Source organism: Micromonospora sp. NPDC049497 (assembly GCF_044465805.1).
Taxonomy (GTDB): Bacteria; Actinomycetota; Actinomycetes; order Mycobacteriales; family Micromonosporaceae; genus Micromonospora.
This window is the reverse complement of sequence record NZ_JBITMC010000027.1, coordinates 46,369-61,929: the sequence shown is the minus strand read 5'-3', so window position 1 is coordinate 61,929 and position 15,561 is coordinate 46,369. Positions and strand designations below refer to the sequence as shown.

Here is a 15,561-nt window from a genome sequence, read left to right as displayed (position 1 = left end):
CATGATCCACGTCATGGCCACCCGCCTAGCCCGACACACGAATCCGGCCCAGGCAACCAACACCTGAGCCGAATTCTCAAACACTCACTTAACGCCTTCGGTAGAGGAAGGGTCCCCTCTTAACGCCGTTCCCAGACCGCCGAGCTCGGCAGGTCGCCGGGGCGGCGGATGAGGGAGAGGCCGACGAGCACGAGGTAGAGGACGAGGCTGAGGATCGGCTCGATGAAGACGGCGGCGAAGGCGACAAGGTAGAGCACCGGGCGCAGCAGTAACCGTCGCGAGACCGCCCGGGCGAGTCGGGGATCCAGGTCGGGATGGAGCAGCCGCCGCCGGCGAGCCCACCACCAGCTCAGGTTGAAGAAGAGGGCCTCGCCGAGCACGGTGCCGACGTAGAGGGCGGCGGTCAGCCGCTGTTCCGTGGGGGCAGCACGCAGGTTGTCCGCGAGCAGGTCCGCGGTGAACGGGATCGTCGCGACGAAGAGCAACTGGAGCAGGTTGAACACGAGCAGGGGCTGGTCCACCCGGACCACGTACCGCCACATGTTGTGGTGCCCGAGCCAGATCTGGCCGGCGATCCCGAAGGTGATCACATAGGCCAGGTAAGACGGCCAAGCGTTGAGGAGCGCGTCCGGCACCTCCTCACTGGTGGCCCGGGCGGGGCCGTTCTGGAGCAGTTCGACGGCCATCACGGTCACCACGACCGCGAAGACCCCGTCGCTGAAAGTCTCCACGCGGGACGCGTCCCGGTTCATCTCCCGCCCGGGCCCGTACCGGTACTCCGTCCCGCCCTCGTCCGGACGCCCCGTCACGCTCGCCGCCCCGAGCCGATCGTCAGCTGAGCGCCTCGCCCGCCGGGGCGGGGGTCTGCTCGTCGGCCCGGTGGGCGCGGACCTTGTGCCCGACGCTGGTGAGGCAACGGCCGCTGGGCAGGTCGAACCGCCAGCCGTGCAGCTGGCAGGTGAGCTGGTCGCCCTCGACGATGCCGAACCGGCTCAGGTCCGCCTTGAGGTGCGGGCAGCGGCGCTGCACGACCCAGTCCCCGATGGTGATGTCCTCGGCGTCGACGGCCCGCTCGTGCTCGTCGTACCAGCCCTCGGCGTACTGGAGGCGCTCACTCGACAGGCACTTGAAGAAGGCGTACACGAACTCGTTGTACTGGCCGATCCGGGCCGCCGAGAAGCGGCAGGACAGGAAGAGCGAGTTGACCCAGTCCACCTCGCCGATGTGGAACAGGTGCTCGATCAGCGCCCGGTCGGTGCGGAAGCGATAGCGGACCTTCTCGTCCGCGTACGGCCGGACCTCCTTGCCGGGGAAGTCCACCACGATCGATTCGACGCTCTCGCCGTCGTAGCCCACGAGGTCGAAGCGGACCGGGCCGCCGACGCCCTTGGCGAGGTAGATCGACTCGTCCAGCAGCGGTTCGATGCGGCGCTTCATCTCGGCCAGCACGTCGATCTCCGGGTGCCGCCAGGACACCTTCTCCGCCTCGATGATCGGGCGCTTGCGCTCCCGCATCTCCTCCAGGTGCGCGGTCTTGTTCGCGAAGTACTCCTCCACCGGGACCGGGTGCGTGGTGGTGGTGCCCTCCGTGGTGACCTCGGCGACGCTGCCCGGCAGCAGCACGATGCCGTTGGTGCCGCCGACCTTCGCGTACTCGGCGAGGAAGACCGACTGGTCGGGGAAGATGTTGCCCTCGTCGCCGTGGATGTCGTTGAACTGCCACAGCGCGTCGTCGAGGAAGCACGGCGGACCGGCGATCGGGAAGACGTTGTCGGCCTTCAGGTCGTCGATGTAGCGCCAGGTGCGGTCGAACTGCCGGTCCCGCTTCTGCTTGCCGAACGCCGTCTTCGCCGCCTGCGGGAGCTCGTAGACCATCGGGTACCAGATCGCGCCGGAGAACTGGAGCATGTGCGCGTGCACGTGGCCCAGCTCGGCGAAGACGCTCAGGTCGGTGGGGCGGGCGTCGTTCTGGTTGAGCAGGCGCACCCCGTCGTACTCGACCCACAACGACGAGTCGCCGATCGGGCCGTCGGTCGGGCTGGTCAGCGCCTGGATCATGATCTTCAGGCCACCGGGCAGCTCCATGACCTGCTCGTTCGGCGCCTTGAGGAACGTCGTGAAGCCCAGCTCCCGTAGCTCGTCCTCCATCTCCGAGGTGGGGAACTCGGGGAGCAGGACGGTGGCGTCCTTGGACACGAAGTCGCGCAGGTGCTTCGCGTCGAAGTGGTCCCGGTGCAGGTGGGACACGTACAGGTAGTCGACCTGGCCCAGGGCCTCCCAGTCGAGCAGCGAGTTGTCGGGGAACGGGAACCAGGACGCGAAGTAGGCCGGATTGACCCACGGGTCGCACAGGATGCTGCCCGCGGCCGTGTCGATCCGCATGCTGGCGTGCCCCGTACCGGTCACTCGCACCGCAGTTCCCCCTCAAGAAGACAAACAAGGTGTACGTCAGAACGCTACCGGAGCCACTCTGGCCACCGCCCCGCGACGCCGGTAGTGCCGGCCGTCCCGGCCCGACCCGGGCCCTTCGGCCCGGGGCACCGGTCCGTACCGCCCCCGGGTCGGGCACCGGCGGTGGATCAGCGGCCGGTCGGCCCCACGGCGCGCCGCGTGTGACGGCTCCCGTCCGGTCGGACCCTGCGCCGGGCCCCGTACGGGGCGTGCCAGACTATCCGGAGATCCGATCGCGAGGGAAGGACCGACAGTGGCAGGAAGCGAGCCGGTAACGTCGCCGGACCAGCACAAGCCGGGGCACCGCAAGTCCGGGCGGATCGGCGCGGTCGTCGTCGCGCTGGCGCTGCTGGCGATGCTCTGCGGCAACCACGAGGGCAGGGTCGAGGACATCTGGCTGGTCGGCCTCGCCGTGCTGCTGCTGGCCATCGTCATCGGCGACACGGTGCTGCGCCGCAACGGCCTGCGGTCCTAGGGACGCGCCGGCACCGGACACCGACACGCACGAGGGCCCGCACCCCCACCGGGGAGCGGGCCCTCGTCGTACGCGGTCAGCGGCCGAGCAGGATGTCCTGCACGTCCTTCAGCGCGGCGTCGACCTCGGCCTCGAAGTAGCCGCCCTGCACCAGCCCGAAGCGGAGCGTGTCGAGGTCCCGGGGGTTCACCGGCATCGGGTTGCGCCCCTGCATGCCGCCGAGCAGGGTCTCGAAGAAGCGGTCGACCTGGTCCGGGTCGTACCCACTGCCGAACCGGCGGACCTGGAAGCTACGCCGGATCTGGTCGACCCGGTAGAGGTCGCTACCGGGCGGGCCGGCCATCGGCGGACCGGCCATGGCGGGCGGGCCGGGCACGGCCGGCGGACCGGGCATCCCGGGGCCGCCGAAGCCCTGCTGGGACGGCATCGGCGGGCCACCGGGGCCGGGGCCGCGCATCTCACGCTCGGGCATGCGGATCTCGGCGGTCATGTCGGTGCGGCCGTGCCGGCCGGCCTCGAAGCCGTCGAAGCGCGGCTCCTGGCCGTAACCCGCGGGAGCGTCCTGCCCGTAGCCGCCGGGGCCGTCCTGGCCGTAGCCACCGGGACCGGCGGGCAGGCCGCGCTGCGGGCCACCGTGCCCCGGGGCGCCGGGACCCATCGGGCCACCCGGCCCCATCGGGGCGCCCGGACCGCCCGGGCCACGGGACGGCTCGTAGCCGCCGCGCGGGGCGTCGTAACCGCCGGCGTACGCGCCGGTCGGCTCGTCGTAACGACCGTAGCGGTCGGCGGGCGGACCGGACTGCGCCGGCATCACGCGGGGCGGCATCGGCTGCGGGACGGGGGACATGCCCCGGTCGTCCCGCATCGGGGGGCCCATCCGGTCGGGCGGTCCGAGCCGGTCGGGAAGCCGGGGGTCGGAACCCCGTCCGACGCCACCGCGTTCCTCCAACTCGGCGAGCTGCCGCTCCACCCGGTCCAGGTGCAGGTCGACCTGCCACTCGTCGTAACCGTTGAAGCGAACCCGGAAGACGACGTCGTGGACCTCCTGGGAGGCCACGGGCGCGCCGAGTGGCTGGCCGGCGAGAGTGGCCTCGACCCGGTCCAGGAAGGCGTCCACCTCATCGACCTTGTATCCCCGGCGGAGCGCCTTACGCCGGAAACGCTGACCCTGACTCGCCACTATGTCTCCTGGTTTCGTTCGCTACGCCCGGTCACGGTGTCTCCCCGGCCCCAACGGTGTCGCTGTCCTCCGCGGCGGCCAGCTGCCCACACGCCCCGTCGATCTCGCGCCCCCGGGTGTCCCGCACCGTGGTGGACACCCCGGCGTCGCGCAACCGCCGGACGAACTCCCGCTCGACCGGCTTCGGGCTCGCGTCCCAGCGGCTGCCCGGCGTCGGGTTGAGCGGGATGAGGTTCACGTGGGCCAGCTTGCCGGCCAACAGCCGCCCGAGCAGATCGGCTCTCCACGGCTGGTCGTTCACGTCCTTGATCATCGCGTACTCGATCGACACACGACGGCCCGTCCGACCTGCGTAGTCCCACACCGCGTCCAGCACCTCGGAAACCTTCCAGCGCTGGTTGACCGGCACGAGTTCGTCGCGCAGCTCATCATCGGGGGCGTGCAACGACAGCGCAAGGGTCACTGAGAGGTCTTCGCTGGCCAGTCGGCGGATGGCCGGAACCAGGCCGACCGTGGAAACGGTGATGTGCCGCTGCGACAGGCCGAGCCCCTCGGGCGCGGGCGTGACCAGCCGACGGATCGCCGCGATCACCCGGTTGTAGTTGGCCAGCGGCTCGCCCATGCCCATGAAGACGACGTGCGACAGCCGGGGCGGCGAACCGGCCACCGCGCCGGAGGCGGCGACGCCGGCCAGGTAGACGGCCTGGTCGACGATCTCGGCGGTGGACAGGTTGCGGGTCAGCCCGGCCTGGCCGGTGGCACAGAACGGGCAGGCCATGCCGCAGCCGGCCTGGCTGGAGATGCAGACGGTCACCCGGTCCGGGTAGCCCATCAGCACGCTCTCCACCAGCGAGCCGTCGTGCAGCCGCCAGAGCGCCTTGCGGGTGGCCCCGTCGTCGCACGCCAGCTCCCGCACCGGGGTCAGCAGGCGGGGCAGCAGCCGGTCGGCCAGCTTCGCGCGGGTGGCGGCCGGCAGGTCGGTCATCTGCTCCGGGTCCCGGACCAGCCGCCCGAAGTAGTGGGTGGAGATCTGCGCGGCACGGAAGGCCGGCTCGCCCAGCTCGCTCACCAGGGCACGACGACCGGCGAGGTCCAGGTCGGCGAGGTGCTGCGGCGGCATCGAGGCGCGGCGGGATCCGGTGGCGTCCGGGTCGACGGGGATCAGGGGAAGGCTCGTCATGGCGGATCCAGTCTGTCACGCCGACCGGGCGAGGCACCTGTCCGAGGGTGCCGAATCGCCCCCGGCCGCCCGGCCGGGGCCCCATCCGGAGCGTGATTCACACCTCACCCCACCACCGGGACGTAGACCGCCAGCAGCAGGTACGCGGTGGGCACCGCGAAGAGGATCGAGTCCAGCCGGTCCATCAGGCCACCGTGCCCGGGGAGCAGGTTGCTCATGTCCTTGATGCCCAGGTCCCGCTTCATCATCGACTCGGCGAGGTCACCGAGGACGGCCGCGCAGGACATCGCCACCCCGAACAGCGCCCCCCACCACGGGGCCACGTCGAAGAGGAGCCACAGCAGCAGGGCGCTGCCGACCGCCGCCGCGGTGACCGATCCGGCGAAGCCCTCCCAGGACTTCTTCGGGCTGATCGTGGGCGCCATCGGCCGCTTGCCGAAGTTCACGCCGGCCGCGTACCCGCCGGTGTCGGAGAGCACCACCGCGACCACGGTCACCAGCACCCGCAGCGGGCCGTCGTCGGGCGCCGCCGCGAGCAGGGCGGCGAACCCGGCGAGGAACGGCACGTACACCGTGATCACGGTCGCCGCGGTGAGGTCGCGGGCGAGGCCGCGCGTGCCGTCGCCGAGACGCCAGACCAGCGTCCCCAGCAGGGTCACCACGAGGCCGAGGGTGAGCGCGTCGAGACCGGCGAACCACGCGAGCCCGACGGTGAGGATTCCGCCGGCGACCAGCGGCACCAGCGGCGGGTGCGCGTCGGCCCGGCGTACCGCCCGCGCCATCTCCCAGATGCCCACACCGACCGCGCCGGCCAGCACCAGCAGGAAGGCCGGCGGGTAGAGGACGAGCGGGACCACGATCAGGGCGCCCAGGCACAGGCCGACCGCGATCGCGGCCGGCAGGTTGCGGCCGGCCCGGCTGGGCGCCGGCTGACCGTTCGCCGGCCGGCCCGCGCCGGCCCGGCGCCGGCCACGCTGCCGCCGGCCGCCCGCCCGCTCCGGGTCGCTCTCCGGGCCGGAGTCCGGCCCGGTCTCCCGGACCGCCTCGAACTGCGCCGTCGGCTGGTCGTCGTCGGGACGGTCGCGACCGCCCGGGAAGCCGTTGTACGCGGGAGGCACGACATCGCCGTGCCGGTGCGGCTCGGCCGGGTGCTCGTGGCCGAGGCGGTCACCGGGGACGTCCCCGTGGTGCCGCGGCCGGGTGCCGCCGTCGGGCTCCTGCCAGGGGCGGGTGCGCGGTTCGGCGTACAGGTCAGGCGCGATGCCGGGACGGCGGGCCCGCGCAGCGGGCTCGATGTCGGGCTCCGGCCAGGGCAACCCGGACGTGGGGGCGGGACGGTCCGGCCGCTCCCGGCCACGGGGATCGGCGCTGCCGTACGGGTCTAGGTGGGACATCACGCACCGGTCGTACACGGCGCGAGACGGACCACATGACGCACAACCACAACCATCCCCTACCCGAGCGAGCGTTCCGTCCAGTTGACCGGTTCGTCGGCCGGCCGATCCCCACCGTTCACCCCAGGGTGGCCGGGAATCGTGCCGAGCCTACTGCACGCCCGGACTACGTACCCCGGACGTCGGCCTCCACCCCTTCGGACCCGGACGGCCGCGCGGACGACGACGGCACCGGTCGCACGCCCGCGAGGGCGGCGCCGGTGCCGTGGGGTCGGTCGCCGGGCCGGGGGTCAGACCTCCAGCAGTTCGGCTTCCTTGTGCTTGACCAGTTCGTCGACGCCGGCCACGAACTTCTGGGTCAGGTCGTCCAGGTCCTTCTCGGCGCGGCGGCCGTCGTCCTCGCCGACCTCGCCGTCCTTGACCAGCCGGTCCAGCTCTTCCTTGCCCTTGCGCCGGATGTTGCGGATGGCGACCTTGGCTTCCTCACCCTTGTGCCGGGCCACCTTGATCATCTCGCGGCGGCGCTCCTCGGTCATCTGGGGGAGCAGGATGCGCAGCTGGTTGCCCTCGTTGTTCGGGTTCACGCCGAGGTCGGAGTCGCGGATCGCCTTCTCCATGGCGTTGATCTGCGAGTTGTCGTACGGCTTGATGATGACCATCCGGGGCTCGGGAACCCCGATCGACGCCATCTGCGGCAGCGGCGTGGGGCTGCCGTAGTAGTCGATGATGATCTTCGAGAACATGGCGGCGTTGGCGCGACCGGTGCGGATGGCGCCGAACTCTTCCTTGGCGTGCTCGATGGCACGCTCCATCTTGTCCTCGGCCTCGAGGAGGGTGTCGTCGATCACCGGTCTCCTCGCCTCCTTCTGTGCTCGTGGTGGGCTTGTCGTGTCGCCAGGACCGCTGCGGTCGCCGCCGGGTCGCTCAGGTGGTGATCAGCGTGCCGATCTGCTCGCCACCCACGGCCCGGATGATCGTGTCGTCGCCCTGCGCGCCGAAGACCAGCATCGGCAGGCCGTTCTCCATGCAGAGGCTGAACGCGGCGGCGTCGGCCACCCGCAGGTTGCGGCGCAGCACCTCGGAGAAGGTGATCGAGTCGAACTTGCTGGCCGTCGGGTCGATCCGGGGGTCGGCGGTGTAGACGCCGTCCACGCCGTTCTTGCTCATCAGCACCACGTCGGCACGGATCTCCAGCGCGCGCTGCGCGGCGACCGTGTCGGTGGAGAAGTACGGCATGCCGGCACCCGCGCCGAAGATCACCACGCGGCCCTTCTCCAGGTGCCGGATCGCGCGCAGCGGGATGTACGGCTCGGCGACCTGGGCCATCGTGATCGCGCTCTGCACGCGCGTCTCGATGCCCTCCTTCTCCAGGAAGTCCTGCAACGCCAGGCAGTTCATCACAGTGCCCAGCATGCCCATGTAGTCGGCGCGTGCCCGGTCCATGCCGCGCTTCTGCAGCTCGGCGCCCCGGAAGAAGTTGCCGCCGCCCACCACCACGGAGACCTGCACGCCCCGGCGCACCACGGTCGCGATCTGGCGGGCGATGGCCTGGACGACGTCCGGGTCGACCCCGATCGCGCCCCCACCGAACACCTCGCCGGAGAGCTTCAGCACCACCCGGCGGGATCGGCCGGGGGGCGGCGCCGTCGGATCGTCCGCCGCCAGACTCCGGTCACTCACAACCTGCGTCATCCGCCCCGCCCTCTCCCATGCGCGCGCCCCGGGCGCCGCGTACCGCGAAACTGCCGTAGCAGACCCTATGTGACGAGGAGGCCGCGGTGCCTGTCACGTACACCGGCGGCCTCCTCGTCGACGTTTCCCTGCCCCGGGCGTCCGCACGCCCGGGAACCGGCTCAGGCCTGGCCGACCTCGAACCGGATGAAGCGGCTGACCTCGATGCCGGCCTCGGCCAGCATCTGCTTCACCGTCTTCTTGTTGTCGGCGACCGAGGCCTGCTCGACCAGGACGTAGTCCTTGAAGAACGCGTTGACCCGGCCCTCGACGATCTTCGGCAGCGCAGCCTCGGGCTTGTTCTCCTCGCGGGCCGTCTGCTCGGCGATGCGCCGCTCGGACTCGACGACCTCGGCCGGAACCTCGTCCCGGGTGAGGTACTTCGGCCGCATCGCGGCGATCTGCATGGCGGCGGCACGCGCGTCGGCGTCACCGGCCTCGTCGGTCTTGCCGGAGTACTCCACGAGCACGCCGACCGCCGGGGGCAGGTCCTGGCTCTTGCGGTGCAGGTAGACCGCGACGGTGCCGTCCAGCTTGGCGAACCGGTTGAGAACCAGCTTCTCGCCGATCTTGGCCGACTGCTCCTGGATCAGGTCCGCGACCGTCTTGCCGTTCAGCTCGCTGGCGAGCAGCTCCTCGGCGTTGCTGACGGCCGCCCGCTCGCCGTGCTCGACGAGCTGCTGGGCCAGCGCGATGAACGCCTCGGTCTTGGCGACGAAGTCGGTCTCGCAGTTCAGCTCGAGCAGGGCCTTGCCGGAGTGCGCAACGAGGCCGTTCGCGGCGGTCCGGCCGGCACGCTTGCCGACGTCCTTGGCGCCCTTGACGCGCAGGATCTCAACGGCCTTGTCGAAGTCGCCCTCGGCCTCGGTCAGCGCCTTCTTGCTGTCCATCATGCCGGCGCCGGTCAGGTCGCGGAGCTTCTTGACGTCCGCGGCGGTGAAGTTGGACATGGCTCTCTCTTCGGTGTTGGAGACGGCGGGTGGGATGGTCTGTGGTGCCGGTTACCCGGATCCGAGCGCGATGTGCCCGGCGTACCTGCCGCTTCCCCACCGTCCGAAAAATCGGACGGTGGGGAAGCGGCGGCGCGGTCACTCCGCGGCGGCGGCGGCCGGCTGCTCGGCCGGCTTCTCAGCCGGCTGCTCGGCTTGCTGCTGCGCGGGCTGCTCGTCGGCCTTCTTCGGCTCCTCCAGCAGCTCGCGCTCCCACTCGGCCAGCGGCTCGTCGGAGGCGACGCCCGGCTCCGGCTTCTCGTCGGTGCCCCGGCGACGGCCGGAGCGCGCGATCAGGCCGTCGGCGACGGCGGCGGCCACGACCCGGGTCAGCAGCTCGGCCGAGCGGATCGCGTCGTCGTTGCCCGGGATCGGGAAGTCGACCTCGTCCGGGTCGCAGTTGGTGTCGAGCACGGCGATCACCGGGATGCCCAGCTTGCGGGCCTCGTCGACGGCGATGTGCTCCTTCTTGGTGTCCACGATCCAGACCGCGGCCGGGAGCTTCTGCATGTCCCGCAGGCCACCAAGGGTCTTGGTGAGCTTGGTCTTCTCGCGGAACAGCTGCAGGGTCTCCTTCTTGGTGTAACCGGCGGCGGTGCCGGTCAGGTCACCCAGGGCCTCCAGCTCCTTCATCCGCTGCAGGCGCTTGTACACCGTCTGGAAGTTGGTCAGCATGCCACCGAGCCAACGGTGGTTGACGTACGGCTGACCGACCCGCGTCGCCTGCTCGGCGATGGCCTCCTGGGCCTGCTTCTTGGTGCCGACGAAGAGGATGCTGCCACCCTCGGCGACGGTCCCGCGCACGAACTCGTAGGCCTTCTCGATGTAGTCGAGGGTCTGGCGCAGGTCGATGATGTAGATACCGTTGCGCTCGGTGAAGATGAAGCGCTTCATCTTCGGGTTCCAGCGCCGGGTCTGGTGCCCGAAGTGGACACCGCTCTCCAGCAGCTGGCGCATGGTCACGACGGCCATGGTGGGGTACTCCTGACGTCCCTGGTTGTCACGCCCGGCCGGCGGCCGGGCATCCTGGCGCCCGGTCGTCGGCCATGGCGGACCCGACCAAGATCGGGACCAGGGAGGCCGTCGCCCCACGAGACTCGTGGAGAGGGCGCGCGAGGTCGACCGCACGAGGCGGTCGCCAGTCGACCAGTGTACGCCCCTCCCCGACCACCCCACCCCGGGGATGCAAGGAAGGGCCCCCGTTAACGCCTGCGGTAGTAGAAGGGCCCCCGCTTAACACCGCACGCCGACCGGTGGGCCCGGCCGGCGTGCGGAGAGGCGTCGCTCAGCCGGCGGCGAGGGCGGCGGCCACGAAGAGCACCAGGCCCACCGTGAGGTACGCCGTCGGCGGGCGCAGCCAGCCCCGATTCCCCTCGGCCAGGGACAGCCCACCGGTACGCAGTCCGTACAGCCCGGTGGCGAAGATCGGCAGGCCGCACACGAGGAACGTCCCGACCACGACGTTCGACGACGACACCGGGTCGCCGGTCAGCCCGTCCAGCAGCACCCGCAGCGCGGGGATCTCGAAGACGACGACCAGGACGGCGAAGAGCACCGCCAGCGCGGGGCGGCGGGTGCGGTAGACCCCGTCACCGGCCGGGGCACCGGAGGGCGGGGCGACCACCGGCGGGTACGGCATCTCTCCGGGCGGGCCGTCCATCCGGGGGCCGACCGACGGCATCGGACCGGTCGGCATCTCCAGCGGGTGGGGCGTCTGGGGCGGTTCGACCGGCTTGGGCCCGACGATCGGGTAACCGCCCAACGGTGCCGGCCGGGTCGGATCGACCACGGGACCGCCACCGGCCAGCGCGTCGGCGCTCGACGCCGCCAGGCCGTCGCGCGGCTCGCGGGCGGCACGGCGGCCGCCCCGCTCGCCCGGCAACTCCCCCGACGTCTCCGGCGAATCCGGTTCCGCCCGGCGCGTGCGGCTCGCACGGTAACCCTCGGTGTCGGTCCGGACGTCCCCGTACGCGCCCACCGCGCCGAACCGATCCGACTCGTCGTCAACGGGCGAGAAGCGGCCGGAGTCACCCTCGGTGATCGCGAACCGGCCGGATTCCTCGGCACCGCCGTACCGCCCACGGTCGGCGTCGCCGCGCCGCGTCCCGACGCCCGGCCCGGGGTCGCCGTAGCGGGCGTCGTCGCCGCCACGCTGCTCGGGAGCACGCGGGTCATCGTCCCGGTACCGGGCCTCGGCTCCTTCGCGCCAGTCCGGGTCCCCGTAGCCTCGGTCACGTCCCCCGGGATACCAACGTGACTCCTGGTCTTCGGCAAAGCTCCGTCGTCCGTCCACGTCGGCACCGTATGCGACCGGATCCACGTGCGCCATTCGCCCCGCACACCAACCGCCGGCCCCGCTCACCTCACGCGGGAGGGGTGATCGGGCATACACGGAAAGTCACCCCGAGGTGGCGTGTTCGACCAGTCGGTCGAGTTCCGCCGTGAGCGCGGCGCGAAGGCCGTCGTGCCGCGTGCCGAGAGCGTACGCGGGGTCGCGCCACACCTCGTCCGGGTACCGATAGACCGGGCCACGCCGCAACTCGGCCGGCTCCCAGTCGTAACGGGGACGCACATGGGCGTGCAGAAAGGAGTCGAGGTTGCCGAGGATCTCGTAGTTGACCCGGCGGAAGCCCGGATCCCGCCGGGCGCACACGCCGGCCACCGCCTCGCCGAGCAGGTCCATGTCGGCGAGGAACGCCAGGCGGCGCTCGCGGGGCAGGTCGGTGAGGCGATCGACGGACGGGTCGTCCGTGATCAGGACGCAGTAGCCCGGGAGGTGCTGCCCGTCGCCGATCACGGCGAAGCCGGCGGTGAGGCGTCGAAGGACCGTGGGATTGCGGCCGGTGAGGGCCGCTCCGACCCGGTCGGCTCGCCAGTCGTAGGCCATCTCGTGAGGCTAGTCGGCTACGCCCTGCCGCTCAGTCCTCGCTCCACGCGACCTTGCGAGCTCGGTGACGGTGCTACAGAGCCTTCGGCCGGCGGTCACCACCACCTCAGGCCGCTTCGGCGTCGGGTGCTGTAGCTTGCTGGCGTGCTACGCGGCACCGCGCTTGCACCCCGATTCGCATGGTGAACTGGGAATCGAGGCGCGAAGCCGGCTGGCAGGCGCACTGCGCTGGCGCGGTGCCGTGACTCTCGAAGAGGAGAGCCAGTTGATCAGATGGTCAGGGTCGGTCGGTCAGTCGCGGCGGCATGGAACTGGCAGGGCGAAGAGGGTGGCGGCATCAGCCGTATCTGCTGTCCTTCTGGCCGTTGCCGGCGGCTGCGCCGATGACTCGCCACAGCGATCAGTACCTCGTCCCTCCGCTACAGCCGCGGCGAAGGACCTCAAGACATGGCTGCGTGAGGGCGCCGAGAAAGTCGGCCAGGACACCTTCACCGTGCGGTTGACCATGAGGCACGAGGGCGGCGTTGAGGGATACCTGGGCGGGATTGAATTGGAGCTCGATCCCGCGCGGCGACGTAGCACCATGACCATCAGCTTTCCCATCGAGCAGCCAGGACGCCCGCAGTGGATCGAGGTGAAGACCGTCGGCACGGAAAGTTGGGCCCGGTTCTTCGGCTTCGGCGAGCCACCTGCGGGGTGGCTACCGATCGATTTTTCGCGGATCCCAGCTGACGACTCCTCACTTCTCCTCCTGAGGCAGGTGGCAACCGACCTGCCGGGACTCGTCGAAACGGTGGTCGAGCCGCAACGCGTCACCGAGCGGGCTGTTCGTGGCAGCCTCGATCTGCGTCAGCATCCTCTCCTCGGCACCGCACTGGACAGGATCTCACCGGCGACGGATCCCACTGTGCCGTTCAGCGCCACCCTCGATCCGCAGGACCGGATCACCAGTCTGACGATCCGTTTCGACCAGCCGGTGTTGGACGCCAGCGAATGGCGGTTCCTCTACAGCGGCTTTGGTAACCGGCTGTCGATCGAGCCCCCGGCCGACGCCGAAGTTCTCACGCCGAACGACCTCGACCCACGTCTGCTGTCCTTCCTGAGGAACGCTGCGCCCGTCTGACGGCGACGGCACGCACGCCCGCAGCGCCGCCCCGGTTTGTCGATCGACCCTGTGCGGAAAGCCCCTGCCAGGCCCACCTGGAACGCCCTTGACCGCTGCTCGCTGCCGTCGGACGGCGCAACTCGTGCGGGGTCGGTGCCGTAGCACATCGAGGGCATGATCGTCCGGTTGTCCACAGGCGCCTCCGTCGTCCACAGGCGGGCCGTCGAGGGCTGCGCGGTGCGGACGTACGCGGCACGGTGCCGGCATGACGAAGCGGAACCAGGCGGTCGGCGCGTACGGCGAGCGGTGCGCCGTACGGCACCTGATCGGGACCGGCCTGCGGCCGGTGGCGCGGAACTGGCGCTGTGCGGCCGGTGAGATCGACATCATCGCGTGGGACGGGCCGGTGCTCGCCTTCTGCGAGGTGAAGACCCGTCGTACGGACGACTTCGGCTGCCCGGCCGAGGCCGTCGTGCCGGCCAAGGCCCGCCGGCTGCGTGGGCTGGCCGCCCGATGGCTGGGCGAGACCTGCACGACGGCCGACGAGGTGCGCTTCGACGTGATCTCGGTACGCCTCAGCCCGGCCGGCGCCGCCCGCGTCGAACACCTCAAGGGGGCGTTCTAGATGCGGCGCGAGGTGTGGACGTGAGCTACGCGAAGGTGCTCTGCGTGGGCCTGGTCGGCGTGACCGGGCACCTGGTGGAGGTCGAGGCGGACCTCGCCCCCGGACTGCCGGCGGTGGTGATCTCCGGGCTGCCGGACACGGCCCTCTACGAGGCTCGGGACCGGGTCCGGGCGGCGGTGGTCAACTCCGGCCAGCGCTGGCCCAACCGCCGCATCACGTTGAACCTCCTGCCGGCGACCCTGCCGAAGTTCGGCTCGGCCTTCGACCTGGCCATCGCGGCGGCCCTGCTGGGCGGCTCCGGCGAGCTGCCCCTGCTACCCCTGGAACGGGTGGCGGTCCTCGGTGAGCTGGGGCTGGACGGCACGGTCCGGCCGGTGCGGGGCGTCCTGCCGATGGTCGCGGCGGCGGCGAAGGCGGGCGTCGAGCGGGTGATCGTCCCGGTGGGCAACGCCGCCGAGGCGGCCGTCATCCCGGGGATCCGGGTCCGGGCGGTGGACACGCTGCACCGGCTGGTCGCCTTCGTTCGCGACGGCGTACCGCTGATCGAGCCGGACACGGCGGACCCGCCCCCGGGGCCGGACGGCCCGGACCTGGCCGACGTCGCCGGTCAGGACCTGGGCCGCCGCGCGTTGGAGGTCGCCGCCGCCGGTGGGCACCACCTGGCGCTGCTCGGTCCGCCCGGCGCCGGGAAGACCATGCTCGCCGAGCGGCTCCCGTCGTTGCTGCCCGAGCTGGACGACGAGGCCGCGCTGGAGGTGACGGCGCTGCACTCGATCGCCGGCCTGCTGCCGGCGGGCGGGCGGCTGCTGCGCCGGCCGCCGTTCCAGGCGCCGCACCACACCGCCACCGTCGCGTCGCTGGTCGGCGGCGGGTCCGGGCTGGCGCGACCCGGTGCGGTGTCCCTCGCCCACCGCGGGGTCCTCTTCCTCGACGAGGCACCGGAGTTCAGCAAGGGCGCGTTGGAGGCGCTCCGCCAGCCGCTGGAGAACGGGCGGGTGCAGCTGGCGCGGAGCCGCGGCGGCACCGAGTACCCGGCGCGGAGCCAACTGGTCCTCGCCGCCAACCCCTGCCCGTGCGCGAAGCCGGCCGGTGACGCGTACTGCGAGTGCGCGCCGCAGGTGCGGCGGCGTTACCTGGGGCGGCTGTCCGGTCCCCTCCTGGACCGGATCGACGTGCAGGTGCGCCTTCCGCCGGTGCGGGCGGCCGAGCTGATGGAGGCCACCGTCGACCGGGAGTCGTCGGCCACGGTGGCGCGCCGGGTGGCCGTCGCCCGGGAAGCGGCCCGCGCGCGGTGGGCGCCCCTCGGCCGACGGCTCAACGCCGAGATACCCGGCCCGGACCTGCGACGCCCACCGTGGCGGCTGGCCGGGAAGGACACCGCCGAGCTGCGGACGCGACTGGACTCCGGCTCGGTCTCCGCTCGGGGCTTCGACCGGATCGTCCGCCTGGCCTGGACGATCGCCGACCTCGACGGTCGGGACCGACCGGACCGGGAGGACGTCCGGGAGGCCATCCAACTCAGGACGGGAGAGGGAACGTGAGCG

The 15,561-nt window shown here is 71.6% G+C and carries 15 protein-coding genes; 4 read left to right on the top strand and 11 right to left on the bottom strand.

Annotated elements, in window-relative coordinates:
* Positions 1–119: 119 nt before the first annotated feature.
* Entirely contained in the window at positions 120–752 is a 633-nt protein-coding gene (locus ACIBR0_RS26725; protein ID WP_396720161.1) for a TMEM175 family protein, read from the bottom strand.
* A gap of 79 nt (positions 753–831) precedes the next feature.
* The gene (locus ACIBR0_RS26720; RefSeq protein WP_396720154.1) at positions 832–2,412 is read right to left on the bottom strand and encodes a Rieske 2Fe-2S domain-containing protein; all 1,581 of its coding nucleotides are present in this window, start codon (positions 2,410–2,412) and stop codon (positions 832–834) included.
* Between the two features lie 292 nt (positions 2,413–2,704).
* Here ACIBR0_RS26720 and ACIBR0_RS26715 point away from each other — a divergent pair, with 292 nt between their 5' ends.
* Positions 2,705–2,926: a DUF2631 domain-containing protein gene (locus ACIBR0_RS26715; protein WP_396720152.1), complete on the top strand. Its 222-nt coding sequence runs from the start codon at positions 2,705–2,707 to the stop codon at positions 2,924–2,926.
* A gap of 76 nt (positions 2,927–3,002) precedes the next feature.
* Here the strand turns inward: ACIBR0_RS26715 and ACIBR0_RS26710 are convergent, their stop codons facing one another.
* The 9 genes from ACIBR0_RS26710 to ACIBR0_RS26670 all read right to left on the bottom strand — a co-directional run bounded on the left by ACIBR0_RS26710 (position 3,003) and on the right by ACIBR0_RS26670 (position 12,287).
* Positions 3,003–4,106, bottom strand: a complete 1,104-nt coding sequence (locus ACIBR0_RS26710) for a DivIVA domain-containing protein (protein WP_396720150.1) — start codon at positions 4,104–4,106, stop codon at positions 3,003–3,005.
* Between the two features lie 31 nt (positions 4,107–4,137).
* Positions 4,138–5,286 (bottom strand): 23S rRNA (adenine(2503)-C(2))-methyltransferase RlmN, encoded by a 1,149-nt coding sequence (gene rlmN / locus ACIBR0_RS26705; protein ID WP_396720148.1) that lies wholly within the window; start codon positions 5,284–5,286, stop codon positions 4,138–4,140.
* Positions 5,287–5,390: 104 nt separating this feature from the next.
* On the bottom strand, positions 5,391–6,680 hold the full coding sequence (locus ACIBR0_RS26700) for a phosphatidate cytidylyltransferase (RefSeq protein WP_396720159.1): 1,290 nt from the start codon (positions 6,678–6,680) through the stop codon (positions 5,391–5,393).
* Positions 6,681–6,970: 290 nt separating this feature from the next.
* The gene (frr, locus tag ACIBR0_RS26695) at positions 6,971–7,528 is read right to left on the bottom strand and encodes a ribosome recycling factor (RefSeq protein WP_357030370.1); all 558 of its coding nucleotides are present in this window, start codon (positions 7,526–7,528) and stop codon (positions 6,971–6,973) included.
* Between the two features lie 76 nt (positions 7,529–7,604).
* Positions 7,605–8,372: a UMP kinase gene (gene pyrH, locus ACIBR0_RS26690; protein ID WP_357030372.1), complete on the bottom strand. Its 768-nt coding sequence runs from the start codon at positions 8,370–8,372 to the stop codon at positions 7,605–7,607.
* A 161-nt stretch (positions 8,373–8,533) separates the two neighbouring features.
* Complete coding sequence (gene tsf, locus ACIBR0_RS26685) at positions 8,534–9,361, bottom strand: translation elongation factor Ts (protein ID WP_396720145.1); 828 nt, start codon at positions 9,359–9,361, stop codon at positions 8,534–8,536.
* 138 nt (positions 9,362–9,499) lie between these two features.
* Positions 9,500–10,372 carry a 30S ribosomal protein S2 gene (gene rpsB / locus ACIBR0_RS26680; RefSeq protein WP_357030376.1) on the bottom strand — a complete coding sequence of 291 codons (873 nt, stop codon included), beginning with the start codon at positions 10,370–10,372 and terminating at the stop codon, positions 9,500–9,502.
* Positions 10,373–10,685: 313 nt separating this feature from the next.
* A complete protein-coding gene (locus ACIBR0_RS26675; RefSeq protein WP_396720143.1) occupies positions 10,686–11,729 on the bottom strand; it encodes a hypothetical protein in 1,044 nt (347 codons plus the stop codon).
* Between the two features lie 69 nt (positions 11,730–11,798).
* Positions 11,799–12,287: a diadenosine tetraphosphate hydrolase gene (locus tag ACIBR0_RS26670; protein ID WP_396720141.1), complete on the bottom strand. Its 489-nt coding sequence runs from the start codon at positions 12,285–12,287 to the stop codon at positions 11,799–11,801.
* A 328-nt stretch (positions 12,288–12,615) separates the two neighbouring features.
* Between ACIBR0_RS26670 and ACIBR0_RS26665 the strand changes: the two genes are divergently transcribed.
* The 3 genes from ACIBR0_RS26665 to ACIBR0_RS26655 all read left to right on the top strand — a co-directional run bounded on the left by ACIBR0_RS26665 (position 12,616) and on the right by ACIBR0_RS26655 (position 15,558).
* Positions 12,616–13,410: a hypothetical protein gene (locus tag ACIBR0_RS26665; RefSeq protein WP_396720139.1), complete on the top strand. Its 795-nt coding sequence runs from the start codon at positions 12,616–12,618 to the stop codon at positions 13,408–13,410.
* Positions 13,411–13,657: 247 nt separating this feature from the next.
* A complete protein-coding gene (locus ACIBR0_RS26660) occupies positions 13,658–14,017 on the top strand; it encodes a YraN family protein (RefSeq protein ID WP_396720137.1) in 360 nt (119 codons plus the stop codon).
* Positions 14,018–14,037: 20 nt separating this feature from the next.
* Positions 14,038–15,558, top strand: coding sequence for a YifB family Mg chelatase-like AAA ATPase (locus ACIBR0_RS26655; RefSeq protein WP_396720135.1), 1,521 nt, complete (start codon positions 14,038–14,040; stop codon positions 15,556–15,558).
* Positions 15,559–15,561 lie beyond the last annotated feature (3 nt).

Bases quoted from the DNA above. Each gene is read 5' to 3' on its own strand.
- ACIBR0_RS26725 (WP_396720161.1), bottom strand. From the start codon at position 752: ATGAACCGGGACGCGTCCCGCGTGGAGACTTTCAGCGACGGGGTCTTC.
- rlmN (WP_396720148.1), bottom strand. From the start codon at position 5,286: ATGACGAGCCTTCCCCTGATCCCCGTCGACCCGGACGCCACCGGATCC.
- ACIBR0_RS26700 (WP_396720159.1), bottom strand. From the start codon at position 6,680: ATGTCCCACCTAGACCCGTACGGCAGCGCCGATCCCCGTGGCCGGGAG.
- pyrH (WP_357030372.1), bottom strand. From the start codon at position 8,372: ATGACGCAGGTTGTGAGTGACCGGAGTCTGGCGGCGGACGATCCGACG.
- tsf (WP_396720145.1), bottom strand. From the start codon at position 9,361: ATGTCCAACTTCACCGCCGCGGACGTCAAGAAGCTCCGCGACCTGACC.
- rpsB (WP_357030376.1), bottom strand. From the start codon at position 10,372: ATGGCCGTCGTGACCATGCGCCAGCTGCTGGAGAGCGGTGTCCACTTC.
- ACIBR0_RS26675 (WP_396720143.1), bottom strand. From the start codon at position 11,729: ATGGCGCACGTGGATCCGGTCGCATACGGTGCCGACGTGGACGGACGA.
- ACIBR0_RS26670 (WP_396720141.1), bottom strand. From the start codon at position 12,287: ATGGCCTACGACTGGCGAGCCGACCGGGTCGGAGCGGCCCTCACCGGC.
- ACIBR0_RS26660 (WP_396720137.1), top strand. From the start codon at position 13,658: ATGACGAAGCGGAACCAGGCGGTCGGCGCGTACGGCGAGCGGTGCGCC.